The sequence below is a fragment of the Streptomyces sp. NPDC001315 genome (assembly GCF_042896175.1).
Lineage (GTDB): Bacteria > Actinomycetota > Actinomycetes > Streptomycetales > Streptomycetaceae > Streptomyces.
In genome coordinates this window covers 1-22,157 of record NZ_JBIAWZ010000022.1, presented here as the reverse complement: position 1 = coordinate 22,157, position 22,157 = coordinate 1, and the positions used below count along the sequence as shown (strand labels likewise).

Sequence of the window (22,157 nt, the reverse complement as noted above, 5' to 3'; positions counted from 1 at the left end):
AAGCCTAAAGCGTGGGAACGCGGAGCGTTACTCGCCCTTGGCCTTCGCGATGATCTCCTCGGCGACGTTCCGCGGAACCTCGGCGTAGGAGTCGAACTGCATCGAGTAGCTTGCGCGACCCGACGTCTTGCTACGGAGGTCTCCGACGTAGCCGAACATCTCCGAGAGGGGCACGAGACCCTTCACGACACGGGCACCCGCCCGCTCCTCCATGGCCTGGATCTGGCCACGGCGGGAGTTGATGTCGCCGATGACCTCACCCATGTAGTCCTCGGGCGTGGTGACCTCGACGGCCATCATCGGCTCGAGAAGCACGGGGCTGGCCTTGCGCGCGGCCTCCTTGAAGGCCTGCGAACCGGCGATCTTGAACGCGAGCTCGGAGGAGTCGACCTCGTGGTAGGCGCCGTCGATGAGCGTGACGCGGACGCCCGTCATCTCGTAGCCGGCGAGGATGCCGAACTGCATGGCCTCCTGCGCACCGGCGTCGACCGAAGGGATGTACTCCTTCGGGATGCGACCACCGGTCACCTTGTTCACGAACTCGTACGAGGCGTCGCCGCCCTCGATGGGCTCGATCGCGATCTGCACCTTGGCGAACTGACCGGTACCACCGGTCTGCTTCTTGTGGGTGTAGTCCACGCGCTCGACGGCCTTGCGGATCGTCTCGCGGTACGCGACCTGCGGCTTGCCGACGTTGGCCTCGACCTTGAACTCACGGCGCATACGGTCGACCAGCACCTCGAGGTGCAGCTCGCCCATACCACCGATGATGGTCTGGCCGGTCTCCTCGTCCGAGTGGACCTGGAAGGAGGGGTCCTCCTCCGCGAGACGCTGGATGGCGACACCCAGCTTCTCCTGGTCACCCTTGGACTTGGGCTCGATGGCGACCTGGATGACCGGCGCCGGGAAGTCCATGGACTCCAGGATCACCGGGGCCTTGTCGTCGCTCAGCGTCTCACCGGTGGTGGTCTGCTTGAGGCCCATCACGGCGACGATGTCGCCGGCGCCCACCGAGTCGATCTCCTCACGCTTGTTCGCGTGCATGCGGTAGATCTTGCCGATGCGCTCCTTCTTGCCCTTGACCGAGTTCAGCACCGCGGTGCCGGACTCCAGGCGACCGGAGTAGATCCGGACGAAGGTGAGCTTGCCGAGGTGCGGGTCGCTCATGATCTTGAACGCGAGCGCGGACAGCGGCTCCTCGTCCGACGGCTTGCGCTTGACGACGACCTCGGGGTCCTTGACGTCGTGGCCCTCGATGGCCTCGACGTCGAGCGGGGTCGGCAGGTAGCGCACGACCGCGTCGAGCAGGGGCTGGACGCCCTTGTTCTTGAACGCGGTGCCACAGAACACCGGGGTGACCGTGGTGTCGTTGGACTTGCCGGACGCGATGGTGATGCGACGGATCGCGGCGTACAGCTGCTCCTCGGTGGGCTCCTGGCCCTCCAGGTACAGCTCCATGATCTCTTCGTCGTTCTCCGCGACGGCCTCGACCAGCTTGCCGCGCCACTCTTCAGCGGCCTCGGTGTGCGTGGCCGGGATGTCGACGACGTCGTACATCTCGCCCTTGGCGGCCTCGGCGGACCACACGAGCGCCTTCATGCGGACCAGGTCCACAACGCCCTTGAAGTCGGCCTCGGCGCCGATCGGAAGCTGCATGACGAGCGGCTGGGCGCCCAGGCGGTCCGAGATCATGTCCACGCAGCGGTGGAACTCGGCGCCGGTACGGTCCAGCTTGTTCACGAAGCAGATGCGCGGCACGCCGTAACGGTCGGCCTGACGCCACACCGTCTCGGACTGCGGCTCGACACCGGCGACACCGTCGAACACCGTGACGGCACCGTCGAGGACGCGCAGCGAGCGCTCCACCTCGACCGTGAAGTCGACGTGCCCCGGGGTGTCGATGATGTTGATCGTGTAGTCGTTGTCCTCGAGCGGCCAGTGACAGGTGGTGGCAGCAGAGGTGATCGTGATGCCACGCTCCTGCTCCTGCTCCATCCAGTCCATGGTGGCGGCGCCGTCGTGGACCTCACCGATCTTGTAGCTGACGCCGGTGTAGAAGAGGATCCGCTCGGTGGTGGTCGTCTTGCCCGCGTCGATGTGGGCCATGATCCCGATGTTGCGGACCTTGGCCAGGTCAAGTGAAGTGGTAGCCATAAGGCTTCAGTCTTCTCTCGGTCTCGATGGGGTCTGCGACTACCAGCGGTAGTGCGCGAAGGCCTTGTTGGACTCGGCCATCTTGTGGGTGTCCTCGCGCTTCTTCACGGCCGCACCGAGGCCGTTCGAGGCGTCGAGAAGCTCGTTGAGGAGACGCTCGGTCATGGTCTTCTCGCGACGGGCACGCGAGTAACCGACGAGCCAGCGCAGCGCGAGGGTGTTGGCACGACCGGGCTTGACCTCGATCGGAACCTGGTAGGTCGCACCACCGACACGGCGGGACTTGACCTCAAGGGTCGGCTTGATGTTCTCCAGCGCGCGCTTCAGCGTGATGATCGGGTCGTTGCCCGTCTTCTCACGCAGACCCTCCATGGCGCCGTAGACGATGCGCTCGGCGGTGGAGCGCTTGCCGTTCAGCAGCACCTTGTTGATCAGCGACGTGACAAGAGGAGAACCGTAGACCGGGTCGATGATGACCGGGCGCTTCGGGGCGGGGCCCTTACGAGGCATTCTTACTTCTCCTTCTTGGCGCCGTAGCGGCTGCGGGCCTGCTTGCGGTTCTTGACACCCTGGGTGTCGAGGGAACCACGGATGATCTTGTAGCGAACACCCGGCAGGTCCTTCACACGGCCGCCGCGCACGAGCACGATGGAGTGCTCCTGCAGGTTGTGTCCCTCACCCGGAATGTAAGCAGTGACCTCGATACCGCTGGTCAGACGCACACGCGCGACCTTACGCAGGGCCGAGTTCGGCTTCTTCGGGGTGGTCGTGAACACACGCGTGCAGACGCCACGACGCTGGGGCGAACCCTCGAGTGCGGGCGTCTTGTTCTTCTCGACCTTGTCCTGCCGGCCCTTCCGGACCAGCTGCTGGATCGTAGGCACTACTTCTCCGGTTTCTGTGTGCCGAATGGTGAAGCTAACCTGGAACATTCACCGACCCACGCGGTCGGGTGTGTCGAATCCCGCGGACCTTCGCCGCAAGGCAAAAAGGGCGCAGATTGCGGTGGCCGGTCTCGGACCCCGCGTGCGGTTCAAGGCACGCACGAGGGCCAGGGCACACCCCAGGCACAAGGTCTGAGCGTACCTACCTCATTCGCTGCGGTCAAAACAAATGGGCGGGACCGGCGGGCCCGCACAAAACAAGCCGAAGCCGCGCTCCTTCCGCGATCTTCGAATCGACGGTTCCCGGGCCGCCTGCGCGTCCCGACCCGGCACCTGGCAGGCGAGGCGAGCCGAGTACGTCCGGGCGCCGTCTTCCGCCAATGGCCGGTTTGCGCTCTTTCACACTCCGCGATCTTGCGCTTTCAGTACGTTGATCCGTCCGCTGTCGGGAATCGGGGGATGAGCATGCCAATGGGGACGTCCGCGTACTCGCCGGACGACGGCGGCCTGGACGACCGGGTGCCGTTCCTGGCCCGGCTGGAGAGCGAGGACCGCTCGGCGCTGCTGGCGCTGGGCCGCTCGCTGGACTTCACGCCCCGTATGGTCCTGGTCCACCAGCACGAGCCCTCCTCGCACGTCCTCTTCCTCGCGTACGGCTGGACCAAGGTCACCGCCTCGGCCGCCAACGGTTACGAGGCCCTGCTGGCGCTGCGCGGCCCCGGCGACATCGTCGGCGAGTCGGCCGCGCTGACCGGACGCCCGCGGTCGGCGACGGTGACCGCGCTGGAGCCGGTACGGGCGGTGGCGGTGGAGCGTGACCGCTTCAAGGACTTCCTCAACCGCTCCCCCGCCGTCTCCTTCGCCCTTCTCGGCCTCACCGCGGACCGCACCCGCGCGGCGGACCGGCGTCGGCTGGAGTTCGCGTCGATGAGCGTGCGGGAGCGCTTCGCCGTCCTGCTCCTGGACCTGGCCCGCACGCACGGCCGCCGCACCCCGGAGGGCGTCGAGCTGGCCGTACCGCTCAGCAAGCAGGAGCTTGCGGGCTCGGTGGGCGCGTCCCGGGAGATGGTGCAGCGCCTGCTGCGGGAACTGCGGGACAAGGGGGCCGTCGCCACGGGCCGCCGCACCATGCTGATCATGCGGCCGGACATCCTGCGGAGGATCGCGGCGACGGGACCGGCGATGGGGATCCCGTCGCCACCGGGGCCGGTGGACGGGGTCGCATCGCCACCGGGGCGGGCGGACGTGTAACCGCAAGCGACCGGACATTGCAACCCCGGCCGACGACATCCAGCCCGTTCGGCGCTTGAGGACGAGGCCTTCCAGCCCGGCCGGCGCTTGAGGGCGAGGCCCTCCAGGCCGAAGCGGGGCCGGGGGGCGGCAGCCCCCGTGACGGTCGGCACGCCCGCCCCGCAACGGGCACCCCGGCTCACGAAGCTCCCGCACCCCCCGGAGGGCTTCTGTGCACACGGTCACACTCCGAGTGCGTCATCCGCCCTCACCGCCGAAGCCCCATCGCCACCACGCTGCTGCTCTGCACAGCGCACACCCCTCGAGAGGCGACCATGACCGACCCCGTGAGCCGCACGATCCTGCTGCTGGACATCGAGAGGTTCAGTGACCGGGACGACGTGGAGCAGGCCTATCTGCGGCGCATGCTCTACGACATCGCCGACCGCACGCTGGAGAGCGCGGGCATCGACGAGACCCGCCGGCTGCGGGCCGACCGCGGGGACTCGGTGATGGAGCTGATCGATGCCAACACCCCGGTCACGGCGCTGCTGCGGGCCCTGCTCACGGAGGTCCCGGCCCAGCTGAGGACGGTCAACCGCATGGCGTCGAGCTCCGCGCAGATCAGGCTGCGCGGTGTCCTCGCCACCGGTTACGTCGCCGTCGACAAGCACGACGGCTGGGTCGGCTCCGACCTCAACCACGCCTGCCGACTGCTGGACGCTGACGTACTGCGCGCCGCCCTGCGCGAGCGCACCGCCGACTTCGCCCTGTGCGTCTCCGACGCCCTGTACTCCGGTGTCGTACGGCACGACCACCCGGGCATCCCGGCCGCCGACTTCCACCCGGTGACGGTGGCCAGCAAGAACGGCCCGCTGAAGGCGTGGCTGCACGGCCCAGTGCCCGCCGGGGCGGCCGAGGCGGCTGAGGCAGACGGCAAAGACCACGGTGACACGGGGGCGGGGGAGGCGCCGGGCGGTTCGGGGGACCGCCCGGCGCCGCGGGTCCCCGCACAGGACGGCTCGCAGGAGAGGGTCCCCGCTCAGGGCACCCCCGCCGACCGGGTCCCCTCATCGGGCGCCCCCGAGGAGAGGGTCCCCGCTCAGGGCACCCGCAGGGACCGCCCGGCGCCGGACGGGACACGGGGAGCCCCGGCGCCGGGCACCGTCTTCAACTTCAACGGCGGCTCGTCGTCCTTCGGCGGCAGCCTGGTCGGCGGCGACCAGCACGGGGTCAGCGGCGGCCAGGTCACCGGCGACGTGAACCTCGGCGGCACCGAGCGGGGGGACGGCGCATGAGCAGCCCAGCAGAACCGGAGAACCCCAGACCGGGCGGGCCCGGCAACGGCAACGCACCGGACCCGAAGCAGGCCGAGTCGGCCGCCGACGAGACCCAGCCGACCGGCGAAGCCACCGAGGAACGCGACCAGCCGCAGAACGCCTGGTCCGCCCGGCGCGACCTGGTCGACCACAGCCCCCGCACCATGAACGTCGGCGACCGTGCCCGCTTCGGCGGCAGCCTGGTCGGCCACGACCAGCACGGCGTCAGCGGCGGCCGGGTCGCCGGCGACGTCATCATGGGCAGCAAGACGGAGATCCACTACGCGATACCGGGGATCTCCGCGCCCGCCTCGGCCTCCGGCGAGGTCCCGCGGACCACCCTCGACCGTCTGGCCACCACCTTCGTCGCCGACGAGGAGGTCATGGCCGGCCTGCTCGACCGGCTGCGCCGCGACCGTGTCCTCGTCCTGTCCGGCGCCCGCTTCACCGGCCGCCGCACGGCCGCCCTGATGCTGCTGCACCGTCTGGCCGCCGCCCCGGTCCGCACCCTGGAGCGCGACACCGGCCCGGCCGCCCTCGCCGAGCAGTTCGCGGCCGAGGACCAGGCCCGCGGCTATGTCCTGTGCGACCTCACCACCCGCCGCGACCGCCCCCTGCGGGAACCGCACCTGCTCGCGGCGAAGGACCTCCTCGCCGAGCAGGACGCCTTTCTGGTCGTGACCGTCGGCCCCAATGCCGTACTGGAGGACGTGCCCGTCGTGGAGTGGCGGCCGCCTGCCACGGCCGACGTCCTCGCCGCGCACCTGCGCACCCGCACCGACGAGGAGACCGCCGCCAAGCTGCTCGGCCTGCCGGACGTGGTGGAGTTCCTGGGCCGCGGCCACCAGCTGCGCGAGGTCGCCGCCTTCGCCCGGTTGCTGGGCGCGTACGCGACCGGACAGGTCACCGAGGACGCGGTGGCCCAGTTCTCGCTGGCCTCTCTGGAGAACCAGGTGCAGGAGTGGTTCGAGGAGGACGAGAGCGCGGTCCACCTGCGCGACAAGGCCTTCCTGGTCGCCCTGGCCGCCTTCGACGGCGGCCCGTACGCCCTCACCGCCGAACTGAGCGACCTCCTCTACCGCTTCCTCCAGGAGACCGAGAACCCGGCCCGCGTCGCCGAGGTCCCCGTCTTCGGCACGCACATCGGCAAGCGCCTGCAGCTCGCCCGCGCGAGGAAGTACGAGGAGGACGAGCACACCGAGTGGGGCCCGGTCACCCAGCAGAAGGCCGCGTTCCGCGACGAGCGGGCCTCGCTCGTCCTGTTGCGCGAGCTGTGGACGGGCCATCCGTCCGCCCGGCCCGCCCTCATCCGCTGGCTGCGCCACCTCGCCGAGGACGGCCGCCCCCTGGTCCGTACCCGCGCCGCGTCCACCGTCGCGATCCTGGCCCGCACCGACCTGCCGTCGGCGATGGCCCTGGTCATCGAGCCGTGGGCCACCTCCAAGCGGTTCCGGCAGCGGCTGGTCGCCGTCAACGCCCTCACCCTCGCCCACCTCATCGACACGCCCAACATCCCGCGCATCCTCGACGCCTGGTGCGAGGGCCCCGACGCGCGACTGCGCTGGGTGGCCGTGCGGTCGTACGGGCTGATCGGCCCGGAACGCCCCGAGCAGGCCCTCGCCGCGCTGCGCGGAGCGGTACGGCGGCTCTACGACGACGGCCCCGACGACCTCGACGACGAGATGGCCGGCGAGCTCGCCGAGGCCGTGGAACTGCTGCTGCTCTCCCCCGCCAGCGAGCAGGTGCTCGAGGAACTGCGGGAACACCTCGCCGACGACCGCGCCGTGCACGACCTCACGCTCGCCGGCTTCGTCAACGCCTGCCGCCGTACGGAGGACGACGAGCGGTACGGCACCCCGCTGGTCCTCGCGTGGTACGCCCGCGCGGTGCCCGAGGCCGGTGCCGCGTCCCACGGCATCCCGTACCTCTGGCGCGCCGCGCTGGCCGACCCGCGCGCCACGCGGCACGCGCTCGACGTGCTGCGCGGGTGGGTCCTGATCGCCGACCGCGCCACGGCCACCGAATGGGCGCTGGCCGCCCTGCTCCCCGCCCTCGTCACCACGCCCGCCGAACACCAGCGGCTGAGCCATCTGCTGCGCACCATGCCCGGCGAGGACGGAAACCCCCCGCCCCCGGTCGCGGCCCGCCTGCTGACCACGCTTCCCACCCGCTGACCCACGTCAGACCGACCCGCGTACGCCGGGTGGTACGTCCGAGGAGACACGCCCCATGCCCACCTTCCGCCAGCCCGAGTGGCAGCAGCAGGCCGACCGGCACACCCAGATCGTCGATCCGGTCCTCACCGTGCGGCAGCTGTCGCGCTTCGAGTTCAGCCTGAAGTCGTACGTCCGTATCGACCACGCCCTGGTCTTCTCCATCGCCAAGGGCGGATACGAGGCGTATCTGCCGCCGCGGCGGCCGACGCGCGGCGACATCGCGGCGAACCACTACACGGCCGTGTACGAGGTGGACATGGGCGTGCACCCGCACACCTGCGACCTCACCCTGCCCAGCGACAACGACGCGTTCGAGTTCACGGCCGTGGTCGACCTCTCCTGGCAGGTCCTCGACCCGGCCCGCTTCGTGGCCAGCGGCCACCGGGACGTGCCCGGCCTGCTGCTGGGCGAACTCCAGCAGGCGGCCCGCCCGGTGACGCGCCGGTTCGCCATCGCCGACAGCGCGGCCGCCGAGGTGGAGCTGCTGGAGCGGATGAACCTGCTGGGGCCGCTCGGGGCGCTGGCCGGACTCCAGGTCACCTGGACCCTGCGGTTGCGGCGCGACCAGGCCAACATCGAGCACGAGCTGCGCAAGCAGGCCATCGACCACTCCGCCGCCGAGCAGATCCGTGCGGCGCAGCGGGGCATGGAGATCGACGTCGAGGTCGACCGCCGGGGCCGGCAGAGCGACTCGCTGCAGATCGAACGCGCCCTGCAGTACGGCACCCAGCAGCAGGAACTGCTCCTCCAGCAGCAGCGATGGCAGCATGCGCAGGCACTGCTGGCGGGTCAGCATCAGCTGGAACTCCAGCAGTTGGAGGCGCAGAAGATCGACTTCTACCAGTACCACCTCCAGCAGGGTGGCGTGCACGCCTGGGCGCTGCACCTGGCCCAGCACCCGGAGGACTCGGCCCTGGTCATGACCAGCATGCGCGAGGACCAACTCCGCATGATCCAGTCCCAGATGGAGCTGGTGAAGCAGCTTCTGAGCGGTGACGCCGCCGAGAACTGGGAGCTGGAGGGCCCCAAGCAACTGGCCCTGCGCACGGTCAACGACATCCTCACCCAGCGCCTCCCGGGCGTACCGCAGAACCCGCCGCCGCTGCCGCAGGGAGGTGGACCGGCGTATCCGGGGGCGGCGATCCCGCAGGGTGGCGGCGCGCCGGAGCCGGGCACGGCAGGACAGCCTGGTCCAACGGGGTACGGCGGCACGGGCGGGCCGGCGCAGCCCGCGGGTGGGTACGCGGCGCCGACAGGACCGTACGCGCCCGGGCAGCCGGCCACGGCAGGGCCGTTCCCGACCGGGCCGTACCCGGGCTCGCCGACGACTGCCCCCGGCCCGTACGGCGGCCCCACCGCGCCGGGCCCGGCCGGCACCCCGACGATGCCCACCGCGCCCGGCCCGGCCGCCACACCCACGATCCCCACCGCGCCCGGCCCGGCCGGCACCCCCACAGTCCCCGCCGCGCCCACGGCCCCGCCCGCCCCGCCCGGGGTGGCGCCGTTCCCCCAGTTCCCGCCCGGCACCCCGGGCGCACAGGCACCCGCGCCCTACTCCCCGCCGCCCCCGGCGTACTCCCCGCCGCCCGCGCCGGGCGCCTCCGGCCCGTACGCCGGTGCCCCGGCGCCGCAGGCCGCGACGGCGGCGTCTCCGTCCGGGCCGGCCGGCTCCGCACCCGAACCGCCCGCCTGGCAGCCCCCGCCCGGCTACGGCAGGACCCCGACCCTGCCGGCCCAGGCCGTGCCGGACGCCCCCGCAGCCCCGGACGGGAACGACGGCGGCGCGAACGGCGGCGACCGGAACGACAGCGGCGCGAATGGCAGCAGCGGGGCCGACAAGACGGAGGACGGCGGCACATGACCACGCTCGATCCCGCTCCCGTCCCGGCCCCGGCTCCCCGCCCGGACGACGCCGACCCGCCCGCCGACCTGGTCCCCCTCTGCGAGCGGCTCCTCACCGAGCTGCGCGGCGAGGTCGCCCGTGCCGACAGCAAGGCGTCCGTCCTGGTCGCCGCCCTCGGCACGACCGCGGGCGTGTCCAGCGGTCTGCTCGCCGGGCGGGACTGGACCCCGGCCGCGCTCTCCGCCACGGGCACGGCGCTGTGGTGGGCCGGGTCCGCGGCCCTGGGGCTCTCCCTCTTCGCCCTGCTGCTGGCCGTACTGCCCCGCTACCGCGCCGAGAAGTGGACGCCCGGCCGGCCCCTGTCCTACTTCGGCGACATCCAACAGGCCGTCCGGCTCGGACAGTTGGAGACCGCGCTCGGCGACACCCGGCGCGACCCCACGACCGGGCTGACCACCGCACTCGCCGACCTGAGCCGGATCGCCGCACGCAAGCACCAGTGGATCCGCACCGGCCTGATCGCCTTCTGCACCGGCACGGTCCTGCTGCCCGCCTCCCTGCTGATCGGCTGACCGCCCCGCACAGCAGCCGTCCCCGCCTCCGAAGGAAGCCCGATGACCCAGCCACCGCCGGAGTACCCGGAGTACCCCGCCCAGGCCGCCCAGCCGCAGGTACCCCCGCAGTACCCGCAAGAGCCACCCACGTACCCACAGCAGCCACCCACGTACCCGCAAGCCGCACCCGCGTACCCACAGGCCTCACCCGCATACCCGCAGGCCACGCCCACGTACCCGCAAGCCTCCGCGCCGATCCCCCCGCAGTACCCCCAGACCCCGCCCCAGTCTCCGACCGTCCCCGCCGCTCCCGCCGCTCCTCCCGTTCCCCCCACCGCCTCCGCTCCCCCGCCCCCCGGCGACCCCGCTCACCCTCACCACATCAACACCGACGCCCGCCGCGTCCACATCTCCAACCACCAGCGGCGCACGGACGCCACCGCGGTCGGCAACCTGCTCCTCTACCTGCCGAACTTCCTCTGCAGCCTCTGCGTCGTCGGCCTGGTCTCCGCCTTCTTCGGCGACCTCGCGTTCGTCGTGATCCTGCTCTGGCTCGCCAGCGGCGCACTTGTGTTCCACCGCCCCACAGAGAGCGCCCTCGCGCGCCGTTTGCTCCATCTGCGCTACCCCACGCCGCAAGAACGAGCCAAAATCGAACCGGTCTGGCGGGAGGTCACGGCCCGGGCCGGCGTCGAGGGCCGCACCTACGAGCTCTGGGTCGAGGACAGCGACAGCCTCAACGCGGTCGCCGCGGCCGGCCACATCGTCGGCGTCACCCGCTTCGCCATGAACGAGCTCCCCAACGGCGAGCTCGCCGCCGTCATGGCCCATGAGCTGGGCCACCACGTCGGCGGCCACGCCTGGTCCGGGCTCCTCGGCTACTGGTACGCGCTGCCGGGCCGCATCGCCTGGCGTGTCCTGAAGGTGTTCTCCACCTTCGTCTTCCATGTGTCGCGCGCCTTCGGCTGCTTCGGCGTCGCCTTTGTCGTGCTGTTCATCGGCGGTATCGCCGTGGCGACCGTCAGCACCCTGTACGGCCTCCCGCTGCTGATCCTGGGCGTGCCGTACGCGCTCGCCGCCGTCGGCCGCCGCGCCGAGCTACGGGCCGACGAACACGCCGCGGGCCTCGGCTTCGCTCCGATGCTGGCCGCCGTACTGGGCAAGCTGCACCAGCAGGAGCAGCAGGCCCAGGCCGCGCTCACCGCGCAGAACGGCGGTGTGCCCGTCGCGGAGAGCGCGCTGAGCAAGCTGCTGTCCTCCCACCCGGACTACCACACCCGGCTGCACCACCTGCAGCCGTACCTCCAGCCGCAGCGGCCGTACTGAGAGCCGCCGCACCAGGAGCCGGCGGCTCTGTCGAGAGCTGCGGAAACGCCGAAGGGCGGCCACCCCACGGGGTGACCGCCCTTCAGTGCTTCAGACGTACTGCGCCTTACTGGTTGTACGGACCGTAGTCGTAGTCCTCCAGCGGAACGGCCTGGCCGGAGCCCGTGCCGAACGGCGAGTAGTCGATGTCGTCGTAGCCGACGGCCGAGTACATCGCGGCCTTGGCCTCCTCGGTCGGCTCGACCCGGATGTTGCGGTAGCGGGACAGACCCGTACCGGCCGGGATGAGCTTACCGATGATGACGTTCTCCTTGAGGCCGATCAGGGAGTCGGACTTGGCGTTGATCGCCGCGTCCGTCAGAACCCTGGTCGTCTCCTGGAAGGACGCCGCCGACAGCCAGGACTCCGTGGCCAGCGAGGCCTTGGTGATACCCATGAGCTGCGGACGACCGGAGGCCGGGTGACCGCCCTCCTGGACCACACGACGGTTCTCGGTCTCGAACTTCGAGCGCTCGACCAGCTCGCCGGGCAGCAGCTCGGCGTCGCCGGACTCGATGATCGTCACACGGCGCAGCATCTGCCGGATGATGATCTCGATGTGCTTGTCGTGGATCGACACACCCTGCGAGTTGTAGACCTTCTGGACCTCGCCGACCAGGTGGACCTGGACGGCACGCTGGCCCAGGATGCGCAGCACGTCGTGCGGGTTGGTGGCACCCACGGTGAGCTTCTGGCCCACCTCCACGTGCTCGCCCTCGCTGACCAGGAGTCGGGCGCGCTTCGAGATCGGGAACGCCGTCTCGTCGCTGCCGTCGTCCGGCGTGATGACGATCTTCTTGGTCTTCTCGGTCTCCTCGATCCGGACGCGGCCGGAGGCCTCGGAGATCGGGGCGACACCCTTCGGGGTACGGGCCTCGAAGAGCTCGACGACACGCGGCAGACCCTGGGTGATGTCGTCACCGGCCACACCACCGGTGTGGAAGGTACGCATCGTCAGCTGGGTACCGGGCTCACCGATGGACTGGGCGGCGATGATGCCGACCGCCTCACCGATGTCGACCAGCTTGCCGGTGGCCAGCGAGCGGCCGTAGCACATCGCGCAGGTGCCGACGGTCGACTCACAGGTCAGGACCGAGCGGGTCTTGACCTCCTCGACGCCCGCGGCGACCAGCTGGTCGATGAGGACGTCACCGAGGTCGACGCCCGCCGGGGCGAGCACCTTGCCGTCGACGACGATGTCCTCGGCGAGGCAGCGCGCGTACACGCTGGTCTCGGCGTTGTCCGCCTTGCGCAGGACGCCGTCGGCGCCGCGCTCGGCGATGGCCAGCTTGAGGCCGCGCTCGGTGCCGCAGTCCTCCTCGCGGATGATGACGTCCTGCGAGACGTCCACCAGACGACGGGTCAGGTAACCCGAGTCGGCGGTACGCAGGGCGGTGTCCGCCAGACCCTTACGGGCACCGTGCGTGGAGATGAAGTACTCCAGCACGGAGAGGCCCTCACGGAAGGACGCCTTGATCGGACGCGGGATGGTCTCGTTCTTCGCGTTCGACACCAGACCACGCATACCGGCGATCTGCCGCATCTGCATCATGTTTCCTCGGGCACCCGAGTCAACCATCATGAAGATGGGGTTCGTCTTGGGGAAGTTCTCGTTCATCGCCTCGGCGACCTCGTTGGTCGCCTTGGTCCAGATCGCGATGAGCTCCTGAGTGCGCTCTTCCTTGGTGATCAGACCGCGCTCGTACTGCTTCTGGACCTTCTCGTCCTGCGCCTCGTAGCCCGCGACGATCGCCTTCTTCGCCTCGGGGACGACGACGTCGGAGATGGCCACGGTGACACCGGAGCGGGTACCCCAGTAGAAGCCGGCCGCCTTCAGGTTGTCGAGCGTCGCCGCCACGATGACCTTGGGGTAGCGCTCCGCGAGGTCGTTGACGATCTCGCCGAGCTGCTTCTTGCCCACCGAGTAGTCGACGAACGGGTAGTCCTCGGGCAGCAGCTCGTTGAAGAGCGCGCGGCCCAGGGTCGTACGCAGGCGGAAGGTGTCACCCTGCTGCCACTCCGGCTCGCCCTCCTCCCGCGCCGGCGGGGTCCAGCCGCGCGGCGGGATGGTGCCCACCGGGAAGCGGATGTCGACCGCGGACTGGAGCGCGAGCTCACCGGCGTCGAACGCCATGGTCGCCTCGGCCGTGGAGCCGAACGCCCGGCCCTCGCCCTTGGTGTCGCGCAGCTCACCGTCGGTCGTCAGGAAGAACAGACCGAGGACCATGTCCTGGGTCGGCATCGTCACCGGACGGCCGTCGGCGGGCTTGAGGATGTTGTTCGAGGACAGCATCAGGATGCGGGCCTCGGCCTGCGCCTCCGCGGACAGCGGCAGGTGCACGGCCATCTGGTCACCGTCGAAGTCCGCGTTGAACGCGGTGCAGACGAGCGGGTGGATCTGGATGGCCTTGCCCTCGACCAGCTGCGGCTCGAAGGCCTGGATGCCGAGGCGGTGCAGGGTGGGCGCACGGTTCAGCAGCACCGGGTGCTCGGCGATGACCTCTTCGAGGACGTCGTACACGACGGTGCGGCCGCGCTCCACCATGCGCTTGGCGCTCTTGATGTTCTGCGCGTGGTTCAGGTCGACCAGACGCTTCATCACGAACGGCTTGAAGAGCTCCAGCGCCATCGCCTTCGGCAGACCGCACTGGTGCAGCTTCAGCTGCGGACCGACGACGATCACGGAACGCGCGGAGTAGTCCACACGCTTGCCGAGCAGGTTCTGACGGAAACGACCCTGCTTGCCCTTGAGCATGTCGCTCAGGGACTTGAGCGGGCGGTTACCGGGACCGGTGACCGGGCGACCACGACGACCGTTGTCGAAGAGGGCGTCGACGGCCTCCTGGAGCATGCGCTTCTCGTTGTTCACGATGATCTCGGGCGCACCGAGGTCGAGAAGGCGCTTCAGGCGGTTGTTGCGGTTGATCACACGGCGGTACAGGTCGTTCAGGTCGGAGGTCGCGAAGCGGCCACCGTCCAGCTGCACCATCGGGCGAAGGTCCGGCGGGATGACCGGGACGCAGTCGAGAACCATGCCCTTGGGGCTGTTGGAGGTCTGCAGGAAGGCAGACACGACCTTCAGCCGCTTCAGCGCACGGGTCTTCTTCTGGCCCTTGCCGGTGCGGATGATCTCGCGGAGCTTCTCGGCCTCCTCGTCGAGGTCGAAGGACTCCAGGCGCTTCTGCAGCGCCGCGGCACCCATCGAACCGTCGAAGTACGTGCCGAAGCGGTCGCGCAGCTCGCGGTAGAGCAGCTCGTCGCCCTCGAGGTCCTGGACCTTGAGGTTCTTGAACCGGGCCCACACCTCGTCGAGACGGTCGATCTCGCGCTGCGAACGGTCCCGCAGCTGCTTCATCTCACGCTCGGCACCCTCGCGCACCTTTCGGCGCACGTCGGCCTTGGCACCCTCGGCCTCGAGCTCGGCCAGGTCGGTCTCGAGCTTCTTGGCGCGGGACTCGAGGTCGGCGTCGCGACGGTTCTCGATCTGCTGACGCTCGACGGAGACGTGCGCCTCCAGCGAGGGCAGGTCGCGGGTACGACGCTCCTCGTCCACGAACGTGATCATGTACGCGGCGAAGTAGATGACCTTCTCGAGGTCCTTCGGCGCCAGGTCGAGCAGGTAGCCCAGACGCGACGGGACACCCTTGAAGTACCAGATGTGCGTGACGGGAGCGGCCAGCTCGATGTGGCCCATCCGCTCACGACGCACCTTGGCGCGAGTGACCTCGACGCCGCAGCGCTCACAGATGATGCCCTTGAAGCGGACGCGCTTGTACTTGCCGCAGTAGCACTCCCAGTCCCGGGTCGGACCGAAGATCTTCTCGCAGAAGAGTCCGTCCTTTTCGGGCTTGAGCGTGCGGTAGTTGATGGTCTCGGGCTTCTTGACCTCGCCGTGGCTCCACTGACGGATGTCGTCAGCGGTAGCCAGACCGATCCGGAGCTCGTCGAAGAAGTTGACGTCGAGCACTATGCGTCAATCCCTCTCAGGGTTGTAAGTCATGGGGTCTGATACGGGGGTCCTGGGGCCGGCCGGGCTCATGTCGAGCCCGGCCGGACTCCCGTCAGACCTCTTCGACGCTGCTCGGCTCGCGCCGGGACAGGTCGATGCCAAGCTCCTCCGCCGCGCGGAAGACGTCCTCGTCGGTGTCGCGCATCTCGATGGACATGCCGTCCGAGGACAGCACCTCCACGTTGAGGCACAGGGACTGCATCTCCTTGATGAGCACCTTGAAGGACTCGGGGATGCCGGGCTCGGGGATGTTCTCGCCCTTGACGATGGCCTCGTAGACCTTCACGCGGCCGGTGACGTCGTCGGACTTGATGGTCAGCAGCTCCTGGAGGGCGTACGCGGCGCCGTAAGCCTCCAGCGCCCACACCTCCATCTCACCGAAGCGCTGGCCACCGAACTGAGCCTTACCACCCAGCGGCTGCTGGGTGATCATCGAGTACGGACCGGTCGACCGGGCGTGCAGCTTGTCGTCGACCAGGTGGTGCAGCTTCAGGATGTACATGTAGCCGACCGAGATCGGGTCCGGGAACGGCTCACCGGAGCGGCCGTCGAACAGCCGCGCCTTACCGGTCGGGAGCACCATGCGCTCGCCGTCACGGTTCGGGATGGTGTGCTGCAGCAGACCCGCGAGCTCGTCCTCACGCGCACCGTCGAAGACCGGGGTGGCGACGTTGGTGCCCGGGGCGACCTGGTCGGCACCGATGACCTGCAGACGCTGCGCCCACTCCTCGGCGAGGCCGGAGACGTCCCAGCCGCGGCTGGCGAGCCAGCCGAGGTGGATCTCCAGGACCTGTCCCGGGTTCATTCGGGACGGGACACCGAGCGGGTTGAGGATGATGTCGACCGGGGTGCCGTCCTCCAGGAACGGCATGTCCTCGATCGGCAGGATCTTCGAGATGACACCCTTGTTGCCGTGCCGGCCGGCGAGCTTGTCACCGTCGGTGATCTTGCGCTTCTGCGCCACGTACACGCGCACCAGCTGGTTCACACCGGGGGGAAGCTCGTCGCCCTCCTCGCGGTCGAAGACGCGGACGCCGATGACCTTGCCGATCTCGCCGTGCGGGACCTTCAGCGAGGTGTCACGGACCTCACGGGCCTTCTCACCGAAGATCGCGCGCAGCAGGCGCTCCTCCGGCGTCAGCTCGGTCTCACCCTTGGGCGTGACCTTGCCGACGAGGATGTCGCCGGCGACGACCTCGGCACCGATACGGATGATGCCGCGCTCGTCGAGGTCGGCGAGGACCTCCTCGGAGACGTTCGGGATGTCCCGGGTGATCTCCTCAGGGCCGAGCTTGGTGTCACGGGCGTCGACCTCGTGCTCCTCGATGTGGATCGAGGAGAGGACGTCGTCCTGCACGAGGCGCTGCGACAGGATGATCGCGTCCTCGTAGTTGTGACCCTCCCACGGCATGAACGCCACGAGCAGGTTCTTGCCCAGCGCCATCTCGCCGTTCTGGGTGGCCGGACCATCGGCGAGGACCTGGCCCTCGATGATGCGGTCGCCCTCGTTGACGATGACCTTCTGGTTGACCGAGGTGCCCTGGTTGGAGCGGGCGAACTTGGCCAGGCGGTACGTGATGTACGTGCCGTCGTCGTTGGCGGTGGTGATGTAGTCCGCGGAGACCTCCTGGACCACACCCGCCTTCTCGGCCTTGACCACGTCGCCGGCGTCGACGGCGGAGCGGTACTCCATGCCGGTGCCGACGAGCGGGGACTCGGACTTAATCAGCGGCACGGCCTGACGCATCATGTTCGCGCCCATGAGGGCACGGTTGGCGTCGTCGTGCTCGAGGAACGGGATCATGGCGGTCGCGACCGACACCATCTGGCGCGGCGAGACGTCCATGTAGTCCACGTCGTCACCGGCGACGTAGTCGACCTCGCCGCCACGGCGGCGGACCAGGACGCGGTTCTCGGTGAAGCGCAGATCGTCGTCGAGCGTGGCGTTGGCCTGCGCGATGACGTAACGGTCCTCTTCGTCGGCCGTCAGGTAGTCGACCTCGTCGGTGACGATGCCGTCGGTGACCCGGCGGTACGGCGTCTCCACGAAACCGAACGCGTTGACGCGGCCGTAGGAGGCGAGCGAGCCGATCAGACCGATGTTCGGGCCTTCGGGCGTCTCGATCGGGCACATGCGGCCGTAGTGCGAGGGGTGCACGTCACGGACCTCGAAGCCGGCCCGCTCACGGGAGAGACCACCCGGGCCAAGAGCCGACAGACGGCGCTTGTGGGTGAGACCCGACAGCGGGTTGTTCTGGTCCATGAACTGCGACAGCTGGCTGGTGCCGAAGAACTCCTTGATGGAGGCGACGACCGGCCGGATGTTGATCAGGGTCTGCGGCGTGATCGCCTCGACGTCCTGAGTCGTCATCCGCTCGCGGACGACACGCTCCATACGCGCCAGACCCGTACGGACCTGGTTCTGGATGAGCTCACCGACGCTGCGCAGACGGCGGTTGCCGAAGTGGTCGATGTCGTCGGTCTCGACGACGATCGACTGGCCGCTGTCGGCGACCGTCTCGGTCTCGCCCGCGTGCAGCTTCACCAGGTACTTGATCGTCGAGATGACGTCCTCGACGGTCAGGACGCCCGCGTCGAGCGGAGCCTCCGCACCCAGCTTCTTGTTGACCTTGTAGCGGCCGACCTTCGCGAGGTCGTAGCGCTTCGGGTTGAAGTAGAGGTTCTCGAGCAGCGTCTGCGCGGCCTCACGGGTCGGGGGCTCGCCCGGACGCAGCTTGCGGTAGATGTCGAGCAGCGCGTCGTCCTGGCCCTGGGTGTGGTCCTTCTCCAGGGTGGCGCGCATGGACTCGTACTCGCCGAACTCCTCGAGGATCTGCTCGGTGGTCCAACCGAGAGCCTTCAGGAGGACGGTGACGGACTGCTTGCGCTTGCGGTCGATGCGCACACCGACCATGTCGCGCTTGTCGATCTCCATCTCCAGCCAGGCACCCCGGGACGGGATGATCTTGGCGGAGAAGATGTCCTTGTCGGACGTCTTGTCGATGGAGGAGTCGAAGTAGACACCCGGCGAACGGACCAGCTGCGACACCACGACACGCTCGGTGCCGTTGATGACGAAGGTGCCCTTGTTGGTCATGAGCGGGAAGTCGCCCATGAAGACCGTCTGGGACTTGATCTCGCCGGTCTCGTTGTTGGTGAACTCAGCCGTGACGAAGAGCGGAGCCGCGTACGTGAAGTCGCGGTCCTTGCACTCGTCGATGCTGTTCTTCGGGGGCTCGAAACGGTGGTCGCGGAACGTCAGCGACATCGACCCGGAGAAGTCCTCGATCGGAGAGATCTCCTCGAAGATCTCCTCCAGACCGGACTTGGTGGGGACGTCCTGACCGGACTCCAGAGCCGCCTCGACACGAGCCTTCCACGCTTCGTTGCCGAGCAGCCAGTCGAAGCTCTCGGTTTGCAGCGCAAGAAGGTTCGGAACCTCGAGGGGCTCCTTGATCTTTGCAAAGGAGATGCGCAGCGGGGCGGTGCTGGCGCCGTTGTTCATATTCGCGGTCGAGGCAGTGCGCGAGGCGGCCAAGAGGGGGTCCTTCCGAGGGCTCGGACTCACTACGCGCGTACCGGTCCCTCTCCCGTGCACGAAGACAGGCTGTTCCGGATCTGGCTAAAGGGCCAGGTCAGGAATGGTCCGATCGTCGGTGCTCAAGCGAGGGCATGCCCCTGGTGACGGGCAGGGGACAGCTAACAGGCAGCGCAAAGGGTCAGTGTAGCCACTTGGCACACTGATGTCCAGTGCGGGTTTTTCGAGACCCTCGTCGTTCTCGACACCTGCGCAAGCCCACGCCCTCAATGCACGTTGATACTGCCCTCTTCGTCGTCGATCCATGCCTCGGATTCGGATCCTTGTGACGACGCGTCCTGAGAATTGCGCGCTGCGTGCGGTTCGTCAAGGCCCCCTTGCCCAAACCGGGTGCTGCGCTCGTCACTTGCCACCTGTCACCAGGGGTCTGGCAGGCACGACGAAGATCACCATACCGCCGGGGGCCCCCGGTGCAAGGCAGCCGCCACGGAACCCCTCGGAACGCCGAAGAGCGACCACCCGGATGGATGATCGCTCTTCGGTGCGTTCGCGTTACAGCCTCAGGAGGCCGTCGTCAGCGCGCAGAGAGGTCCGAGGGACCTCGAGGGTGTTACTTGACCTCGACGGAGGCGCCGGCGCCCTTGAGGGCCTCGGCGGCCTTCTCCGCGGCGTCCTTGGCGACCTTCTCGAGGACCGGCTTCGGAGCGCCGTCCACGAGGTCCTTGGCCTCCTTCAGACCCAGGGAGGTCAGCTCACGCACGACCTTGATGACCTGGATCTTCTTGTCGCCGGCACCCGTGAGGATGACGTCGAACTCGTCCTGCTCCTCAGCGGCCTCGGCGGCGGCGGCCGGACCGGCCGGGCCGGCGACGGCGACCGCGGCGGCGGCGGTGACGTCGAACTTCTCCTCGAAGGCCTTCACGAACTCGGAGAGCTCGATGAGGGTCATCTCCTCGAACTGCGCGAGCAGGTCTTCCTGGCTGAGCTTCGCCATGATGGGCGATCCTTCCACTAATTCGGCTGGTGCCGGGATGTACTGGTGAGGCGGGCGTACGTTCGGCCCGCTACGACCGTCGCCTCAGGCGGCGGTCAATGCGCGAGCCGAATTACTCGGCACCGCCCTGCTCGGCCTGCTTGGCACGAAGCGCCTCCGCGGTGCGGACGAACTTCGACGGGAGCGCCTGGAAGACCTGAGCAGCCTGAGTCTGCTTGCCCTTGAAGGCACCCGCCAGCTTGGCGAGCAGAACCTCGCGGGACTCGAGGTCCGCGAGCTTCTTGATCTCATCGGCGGACAGCGCCTTACCCTCAAGGACACCGCCCTTGATGATGAGGTTCGGGTTGTCCTTGGCGAAGTCACGAAGACCCTTCGCCGACACCACCGGGTCACCGGAGATGAAGGCAACCGCCGTCGGACCGTTGAACAGGTCGTCGAGCGTCGAGATCCCGGCCTCGTTGGCCGCAATCTTGGTCAGCGTGTTCTTCACCACGGCGTACTGGGCGTCGTCACCGAGCGAACGACGCAGCGTCTTGAGCTGCGCCACGGTGAGACCCCGGTACTCGGTCAGCACAGCGGCGTTCGAGCTGCGGAACTGCTCCGCGAGCTCGGCTACCGCGGCAGCCTTGTCGGGCCTTGCCATAGAGCGTCGGCCTCCTTCCGGGTGATGAGGACCGCTCAGAAGGGGCTGGGCAAACGAAACGCCCCGGCGCAGGCGCACGGGGCGTAGCTCGACCGGTCGTTCACAGTAAGAACCACGAACCCCGGGAGCACATCCACAGTCACCTGCGCGGGTCGTCCGCAGTCAGCGGATCCTTCGGCCACCGCGCCCTCGTACGAGCACACGGCAACGACCAGCGGTCTTTGGCTTCTGGACGAGAGTACGTGAGCGGGTCGCCGTCAAGCAAATCCGCCCGTACGGGGCTCGGCTCCCGTCGAGGTCGTTCATCGTCCCGGCCAGGTCGCGGAACGGGACGGTCATGTTCAGGACGTGCCTTCCTGCCGCTTCACCAGGTCCTCGAAGTCCTGTGTGTCCGCCGTCGGCGGCTGCTCGACCGAGAGCCGCACACCGTAGTCGCGGTAGTACGCGGTCTGGGTCATCAGGCCCGTCGACATCCTGGCCTGCTCCACCTTCTTGACCAGCAGGTTGCGGTCGTCGACCCAGATCTCCAGGGTCTCGCCGGTGACACCGGCCTCGGTGAGCTGCTTCTTCAGCGCCGCGTCGGAGAGACCTGCCACGTCCACCGTGCCCGAGTAGTGCCGGGTACGCACGCCGCCCACCTCCTCCTCCCCCGCGGCGCGGACGTCCCCGGAGGCCAGCAGGAGCCTGATCGGAGGGATGGGGGCGGTGTTGCGGAGCTGGTCCTTGAGGTAGGTCCCCGAGTCGCCGGGCAGTGCGTCCAGGTCGTCGTAGTCGTATCTGATCCAGTGCCGGCCGCCCAGCTGCTCCGCGAAGCGGGCGCCGACCTTGGCGTAGTAGGCGTCGGGCAGCAGCCGGGCCTCCATCGTGGTGGTGCCCAGCTTGCGCATGGTCTCGGCCAGTTCGCCGCCGGTGTACGTGATGCGCAAGGTGCCGGTGGAGTCGCCGGCCCAGTCGAGAGTGCCCTCGGTCTTCGTGGAGAGCATGGCGCCCATGACCGTCGTCGAGGTGATCCGCGCGGAGCCGGCCTTGCCGGTGGCCTCCTCCACGGCGCGCAGCGCGGCCGCGGTGCGCGGGGCGAGGCTGGGCGGGGCGCTGTCGGACTCCGTGGGGCCCGGGGCGGCGTCGCGGCCCGCGGAGGTGCACCCCGCGACCGAGGTCAGCGCGGCCGCCAGCAGGAACCGGAGGATGCCGCGCACGGCGAGCCTGTCCCTCATCTGTACCCCCCTTGTGTCCCCCGTGATCTTCACGCTAACCCGGCGCCGCGGAAAGGGCACCGGTGCGCGCGCAAACGGGAACGGGCCCCGCACCTCGAAAGGATGCTGTTGGTTAATCCGGGGCCTCGCGTGACGTCGGCCTTCAAGACCCGGTTGTGGTCTTGAAGGCCGACGTTGTCGTATGGGGTGGGTGC

14 protein-coding genes are annotated in these 22,157 nt (G+C 69.1%); 6 read left to right on the top strand and 8 right to left on the bottom strand.

Annotated features, from left to right (window positions below):
* Positions 1 to 27 precede the first annotated feature (27 nt).
* The 3 genes from fusA to rpsL are packed head-to-tail and all read right to left on the bottom strand — an operon-like array spanning position 28 to position 3,038.
* Positions 28 to 2,154: an elongation factor G gene (fusA, locus tag ACFY16_RS35770; RefSeq protein ID WP_390651402.1), complete on the bottom strand. Its 2,127-nt coding sequence runs from the start codon at positions 2,152 to 2,154 to the stop codon at positions 28 to 30.
* Between the two features lie 39 nt (positions 2,155 to 2,193).
* Positions 2,194 to 2,664: a 30S ribosomal protein S7 gene (gene rpsG / locus ACFY16_RS35765; protein ID WP_003992340.1), complete on the bottom strand. Its 471-nt coding sequence runs from the start codon at positions 2,662 to 2,664 to the stop codon at positions 2,194 to 2,196.
* 2 nt (positions 2,665 to 2,666) lie between these two features.
* A complete protein-coding gene (rpsL, locus tag ACFY16_RS35760; protein WP_003948652.1) occupies positions 2,667 to 3,038 on the bottom strand; it encodes a 30S ribosomal protein S12 in 372 nt (123 codons plus the stop codon).
* Between the two features lie 465 nt (positions 3,039 to 3,503).
* On the opposite strand from rpsL, the gene ACFY16_RS35755 reads away from it, so the two are divergent.
* The 6 genes from ACFY16_RS35755 to ACFY16_RS35730 all read left to right on the top strand — a co-directional run bounded on the left by ACFY16_RS35755 (position 3,504) and on the right by ACFY16_RS35730 (position 11,526).
* On the top strand, positions 3,504 to 4,289 hold the full coding sequence (locus tag ACFY16_RS35755) for a Crp/Fnr family transcriptional regulator (protein WP_390651470.1): 786 nt from the start codon (positions 3,504 to 3,506) through the stop codon (positions 4,287 to 4,289).
* A 314-nt stretch (positions 4,290 to 4,603) separates the two neighbouring features.
* Positions 4,604 to 5,566 (top strand): hypothetical protein, encoded by a 963-nt coding sequence (locus tag ACFY16_RS35750; protein WP_390651401.1) that lies wholly within the window; start codon positions 4,604 to 4,606, stop codon positions 5,564 to 5,566.
* Entirely contained in the window at positions 5,563 to 7,761 is a 2,199-nt protein-coding gene (locus ACFY16_RS35745) for a hypothetical protein (RefSeq protein WP_390651400.1), read from the top strand. Before ACFY16_RS35750 ends, ACFY16_RS35745 begins: the two co-directional genes overlap by 4 nt.
* 55 nt (positions 7,762 to 7,816) lie before the next feature.
* Complete coding sequence (locus ACFY16_RS35740; RefSeq protein ID WP_390651399.1) at positions 7,817 to 9,664, top strand: hypothetical protein; 1,848 nt, start codon at positions 7,817 to 7,819, stop codon at positions 9,662 to 9,664.
* Positions 9,661 to 10,218 (top strand): Pycsar system effector family protein, encoded by a 558-nt coding sequence (locus ACFY16_RS35735; protein WP_390651398.1) that lies wholly within the window; start codon positions 9,661 to 9,663, stop codon positions 10,216 to 10,218. Before ACFY16_RS35740 ends, ACFY16_RS35735 begins: the two co-directional genes overlap by 4 nt.
* Positions 10,219 to 10,260: 42 nt before the next feature.
* Positions 10,261 to 11,526: a M48 family metalloprotease gene (locus tag ACFY16_RS35730; protein ID WP_390651397.1), complete on the top strand. Its 1,266-nt coding sequence runs from the start codon at positions 10,261 to 10,263 to the stop codon at positions 11,524 to 11,526.
* Between the two features lie 106 nt (positions 11,527 to 11,632).
* Here the strand turns inward: ACFY16_RS35730 and ACFY16_RS35725 are convergent, their stop codons facing one another.
* From ACFY16_RS35725 to ACFY16_RS35705, 5 genes are all read right to left on the bottom strand, one after another.
* The gene (locus ACFY16_RS35725) at positions 11,633 to 15,532 is read right to left on the bottom strand and encodes a DNA-directed RNA polymerase subunit beta' (protein WP_351143354.1); all 3,900 of its coding nucleotides are present in this window, start codon (positions 15,530 to 15,532) and stop codon (positions 11,633 to 11,635) included.
* A gap of 94 nt (positions 15,533 to 15,626) precedes the next feature.
* Positions 15,627 to 19,112, bottom strand: coding sequence for a DNA-directed RNA polymerase subunit beta (gene rpoB, locus ACFY16_RS35720; RefSeq protein ID WP_390651396.1), 3,486 nt, complete (start codon positions 19,110 to 19,112; stop codon positions 15,627 to 15,629).
* A 610-nt stretch (positions 19,113 to 19,722) separates the two neighbouring features.
* The gene (gene rplL, locus ACFY16_RS35715; protein ID WP_390651395.1) at positions 19,723 to 20,106 is read right to left on the bottom strand and encodes a 50S ribosomal protein L7/L12; all 384 of its coding nucleotides are present in this window, start codon (positions 20,104 to 20,106) and stop codon (positions 19,723 to 19,725) included.
* Positions 20,107 to 20,218: 112 nt separating this feature from the next.
* Positions 20,219 to 20,749, bottom strand: a complete 531-nt coding sequence (gene rplJ, locus ACFY16_RS35710) for a 50S ribosomal protein L10 (RefSeq protein ID WP_390651394.1) — start codon at positions 20,747 to 20,749, stop codon at positions 20,219 to 20,221.
* A gap of 341 nt (positions 20,750 to 21,090) precedes the next feature.
* Positions 21,091 to 21,963 carry a hypothetical protein gene (locus ACFY16_RS35705; protein WP_390651393.1) on the bottom strand — a complete coding sequence of 291 codons (873 nt, stop codon included), beginning with the start codon at positions 21,961 to 21,963 and terminating at the stop codon, positions 21,091 to 21,093.
* Positions 21,964 to 22,157 lie beyond the last annotated feature (194 nt).